The sequence below is a fragment of the Nocardia fusca NBRC 14340 genome (assembly GCF_001618425.1).
Taxonomy (GTDB): domain Bacteria; phylum Actinomycetota; class Actinomycetes; order Mycobacteriales; family Mycobacteriaceae; genus Nocardia; species Nocardia fusca.
The window spans coordinates 1-5,215 of the sequence record NZ_BDCU01000083.1; the positions used below are offsets into that span (position 1 = coordinate 1).

Annotated in this window: 2 protein-coding genes; both read right to left on the reverse strand. The window is 73.3% G+C overall.

Annotation, left to right across the window (positions count from 1 at the left end; all coding sequences use genetic code 11):
• On the reverse strand, nt 1-606 hold a 606-nt coding region (locus tag NF4_RS35890; protein WP_198165610.1), incomplete at its 3' end, for a beta-ketoacyl synthase N-terminal-like domain-containing protein.
• A 26-nt stretch (nt 607-632) separates the two neighbouring features.
• Nucleotides 633-5,201 carry an SDR family NAD(P)-dependent oxidoreductase gene (locus NF4_RS35895; protein ID WP_063131839.1) on the reverse strand — a complete coding sequence of 1,523 codons (4,569 nt, stop codon included), beginning with the start codon at nt 5,199-5,201 and terminating at the stop codon, nt 633-635.
• Between the last annotated feature and the right edge of the window lie 14 nt (nt 5,202-5,215).

A 5,215-nucleotide genomic window follows, 5' to 3' on the forward strand; every position in this document is an offset into this window, starting at 1 on the left:
GACGGCCGGGCCCTTGAACCCCAGGGTGTAGGCGATCCGGCCGGACAGCACACTGTTGGACACCCCGAGGTAGGCGTGCCCTTCGGTCTCCGCGGAGATGTTCGCCGACCCGACCCGCGGGCCGTAGTACTGGTGGATCACCCCGGCGAATACCCCGGTATCGCTGCCGCGCAACGACGCCGGGTCGATGCCGGCGTCCTCCAGCGCCTCCCACGACGCCTCCAGCGTCAGCCGCTGCTGCGGATCCATCGCCGCGGCCTCGCGCGGGCCGATCCCGAAGAAGGCCGCGTCGAAATCGCCGATGGCGTCGAGGAATCCGCCCTCCCGGGTGTACACGGTGCCCGGCACATCCGGATCCGGGTCGAACAGGCGCTCCAGATCCCAGCCGCGGTCCGCGGGATAGTCGCCCACCGCGTCGACCCCGCCCGCGGTCAGTTCCCACAGCTGTTCGGGCGTGCGCACACCCCCGGGGTAGCGGCACGCCATCCCGACGATCGCGATCGGTTCCCGCGACCGGTCGGTGAGCTCGCGCAACTGCTGTTTGGTGTCGTAGAGCTCTTTCGCGGTCTTCTTGAGGTACCGGCGTAGCTCGTCGTTGTCGGCCATCGGGGTGGAGCTCCTGATCGTGCTTGTCAGCTGAGGTTGTCGATGAAGTCGAACAGCTCGCGGTCGTCCGCGGTGTCGAGGTTGTCCGCCGCGGCGGCGCTCGGATCGAACTCGCCGGGGGCGGTGCCCTCGAGTTCGCGCAACAGCGCGGTCAATCGGTTCGCCAGACCGGTCCGGTCCGCGGGCGACAGATCGGCCGTCGCGCAACTGTCCGCCAGCGATTCGATTTCGGCCGTGATCCGCCGGACCGGGTCCTCGTCCGGGGCGATCTCCCGGCGCAGGAAGCCCGCCAGCGCCACCGGGGTCGGGTAGTCGAACACGGCGGTCGCCGGCACCTGGGTGCCGACCGCGGTGCGCAACCGGTTGCGGAACTCCATCACACCGAGCGAATCGAATCCGATCTCGCTGAACGGCTGATCCGGTGCGGTCGCTTCCGCGCTGCTGTGCCCGAGTACCGCGGCCGCCTGCACCCGGATCACCTCGAGGATGATCCGTTCCTGTTCCGCGGCGGGCCGGCCGGCCAACTGCGCCGCGAGGTCCGGCGGCTGGGCCGCTCCCTCCACCGCGCGGCGCCGCGTGGGCCGGAGGAGCCCGCGCATGACCGCCCGCACCCCGGCGGGATCCTGTGCACCGAGCGCGTCGCGGTCGATACGCACCGCGGCGAACACCGGACCGCCGGCGGCGAGTGCCGCGTCCAGCATCGCCATACCCTCCGCGGCGCCGATCGGGGTGAGACCTTCCCGGCGCAACCGCGCGAGCTCGGCCGCGCCGAGGGCCGCGGTCATCCCGCTGCCCTGCTGCCACGGCCCCCACACCAGCGAGGTCGCGGGCAGACCGAGCAGGTGGCGGTGCCGGGCCAGCGCGTCGAGGAACATATTGGCCGCGGCGTAGTTCGCCTGGCCCGGATTGCCGATCACGCCCGCGATCGAGGAGTAGAGCACGAACGCCGACAGATCCAGTTCCGCGGTGGCCCGATGGAGGTTCCACGCGGCGTCGACCTTCGGCGCCAAGACCGTCGCGAACTGCTCCGGTGTCATCCCGGCGAGCAGGCCGTCGGCGAGGACACCCGCGGCGTGCACCACCGCGGTCAGCGGATGCTCGGCCGGTACGGCCGCCAGGACCGCGTCGAGGGCGGCGCGATCGGCCGCGTCGCAGGCGACCACCTCCACCTCCGCACCGAGCGCGGTCAGTTCGGCGGCGAGTTCGGCGGCGCCGGGAGCGTCCGGGCCGCGCCGGCCCGCCAGCACCAGCCTGCGCACACCGTGCGCGGTGACCAGGTGCCGCGCGGCGATCGCCCCGAGCCCGCCGGTACCGCCGGTGATCAGCACCGTGCCCCCGGGCCGCAGCGGCGTGGGCACGGTCAGCACGTTCTTACCGATGTGCCGGGCCTGACCGAGATACCGGTAGGCCTCCGGCGCCCGCCGCAGATCCCACGCCGTGGTCCGGGCCGGTGTCAACGCACCGGCCTCGAAGAGTTCCACGAGCGCGCCGAGTATTTCACCGAGCCGATCCTGGCCGACCTCCATCAGCATGAAGCTGTGGTAGTCCACGCCGGGATGTTCGGCCGCCACGATATCCGGATCGCGCCGGTCGAGCATGCCCATCTCCACGAACCGGCCGCCGCGCGGCAGCAGCCGCAGCGAGGCGTCCACGAATTCACCGGCCAGCGAATCGAGCACGATATCCACCCCGCGCCCGTCGGTGGCGGCCAGGAACTTGCGCTCGAAGTCGAGGGTCCGCGAGTCGCCGATGGCCGCCTCGTCGAAACCCAGCTCGCGCAGGACATCCCATTTCGGCGCGCTGGCCGTCACCAGCGTCCGCAACCCGAGGTGCCGGGCCAGCTGCTCCGCCGCCAGGCCGACACCACCGGTGGCCGCGTGCAACAGCAGGGTCTCGCCGGGCCGCGCCGCGGCCAGATCCACCAGCCCGTAATAGGCCGTCGCGTAGACGATCGGCACCGCGGCGGCCTGCGCGAACGACCAGCCGCGCGGGATCCGCGCGAGCAGCCGCTGATCGGTGACGGCCGTCGAACCGACCCCCGGGATCAGACCGAAGACCCGGTCACCCGGGGCGAATCCGGTGACGTCGGCGGCGACCTCGAGCACGACACCCGCGCCCTCGCCGCCGATCCGGCCGTCCGGATCCGGATAGGTGCCGAGCGCGATCAGGACATCGCGGAAGTTCAGTCCCACCGCCCGCATCCCGATCCGGACCTGCCCGGGCGCCAGCGGCGCCGGCGGCTCCGGATCGTGGGTGATCCGGAAGTTGTCCGCCGCCAGGGTGCCCTTGTCGCGCAGGGTCAGTGCCCAGGCCCGGGTGCCGGTGTCCGGCAGCGTGAGCGCCGCCGCGCCGGCGCGCTGTATCCGCGGCACATGCACCGCGCTGCCGCGCACCGCCAGCTGCGGTTCCCGGGCGTGGCCGAACGCCGCGGCGAGCGCGGACCGGTACCGGGCCCGGTCGTCCACGTCGAGCAGCAGGATCCGGTCCGGATTCTCGCTCTGGGCGGTCCGCAGCAGTCCCCACCCGGCCGCCGCGGCCGCGTCCACCGGTTCGTCCGGATGCACGGCCACCGCCCGCTCGGTCACCGCCACCACGAGACGGTCGGCGGCCAGTAGCCGCCGCAGCCGCGCGCCGAGTTCGAGTACCGACTCGCGCACGACCGCCGGCAGGTCCGCGCTCCCGCGGTCCACCGGAGCGAAGTGCAGCACAGTCACCTCCCGGCCCGCGACGGTGACATTCTCCCCGTCTGCCGTATCGCTCCAGGGTCCGGTCGCGGGCGGCTCGGAGTGTTCGGGCAGCTCGACCCAGGTGAACTCGTAACCGGTTCCCTCGGCCGGGCGCCCGGCCGCGAGGGCGTCGGCGGCCAGCGGGCGCAGGGTGAGCCCGCCGATCTCGGCCACCACCATGCCCGCGGAGTCGGCGAGGGTCAGCGCGACCCGCTTTCCGCCCGGCGCGGAACCGGAAACCGCGGCACGGACCCGCAGCGTCGCCGCCCCCGTGGCGTACAGCGCGACGTTCTCCCAGACGAAGGGGACCACGACCGCACCGTCCGCGTCGGCGGGCGCCAGGCCCCCGGACAGGATCGAATGCAGCGCGGGGTCCAGCAGCGCCGGATGCAGCGCGAAATCGGCGTGGTCCGCCCGCACCGGTTCCGGCAGCGCGACCTCGGCGAACACCTCGTCACCACGCCGCCACAGCGCGTTCAGTCCACGGAACGCCGGACCGTACCCGTAGCCGCGGCCCGCCAGGTCCGCGTACGCGTCCCCGATATCCACCGGGGTCGCCCCCGGCGGTGGCCAGCTCGCCAGCGCCGCGTCGAAGGTGCCGGCCGCGCCCGAGGCGGCCACCGTGGCGACCGCGTGCCGCAGCCACGGGTCGTCTCCGGCGGTTGCGTCCTCGTCACCGGAGCGCGAATAGACCGATACCGTCCGCGTCCCGCTGTCGTCCGGACCGGACGCGACGACCCGCAACGCCACCGCCCCGGTCTCCGGGATCGGCAGCGGCGCTTCGATCACCAGCTCGGCCAGCCGCGGGCATTCCACCAGGGCACCCGCGTGCAGGGCCATCTCCACCAGCGCGGCGCCGGGCAGCAGCGCCACCCCCGCGACCGCGTGATCGGCCAGCCACGGCTGACCGGACCGGGTCAACCGGCCGGTGAACACCACCTCGGCGGAATCCGGCAGCCGGACCAGCGCGCCCAGCAGCGGGTGGTCCGGATCGGCCATCCCCGCCTGCCGCACATCGCGCACCGCGGCCGCCCGGGCCCAGTAGCGCTGATGCTGGAACGCGTAGGCCGGCAACTCCACCCGGCCGCCGGGCAGGCCGGCGAACAGCGGCGCCCAGTCCACCCCGAGACCGCCGATATGCGCCCAGGCCAGCGCCGAGAGGAACCGGGTGACCTCCGATTCGCCCCGCCGGGCGCTCGCGATTACCAGCGACCCGGCCTCGATCTCCGGGGTATCGGCCAGCGACTGCCGGGCCATGGCCGTCAGTACCGCGTCGGGGCCGACTTCCACGAACCGGCGGACACCGGACGCGGCCGCGCTCGCGATCCCGGGCGCGAACCGCACGCAGCCGCGGACCTGATCCGCCCAGTACCGCGGATCACGGAGTTCACCGGTGACCGCGGTCGCCGAGAGGTTGGATACGAGCGGCAGTTCCGGTTCGCGGAAGCGAGTCTCCGCCGCGACCGCCTCGAACTCGCCGAGTACCGGTTCCATCAGCGCCGAGTGGAAGGCGTGGCTGACCCGCAGCCGGGAGGTCCGCACACCGGCCGCCACGAAGTCGGCCTCGACGGCTTCGATACCGGACAGCTCACCGGACAGCACCACCGCGGCCGGACCGTTCACCGCGGCCACCGACACCCGGTCTCCGTATCCGGCGATCGCCGCCCGCGCCGCGTCCTCGGTCGCCGCGACCGCGAGCATGGCGCCGCCCTCGGGGAGCGCACCCATCAATCGGCCCCGCGCCGCCACCAGCGCGCACGCCTCCGGCAGCGACCAGAGACCGGACACGTAGGCGGCCGCCAGTTCACCGATACTGTGGCCGATCAGGAGATCCGGGGTGACACCGAACGATTCCAGCAGCCGTGCCATCGCCACTTCGAAAG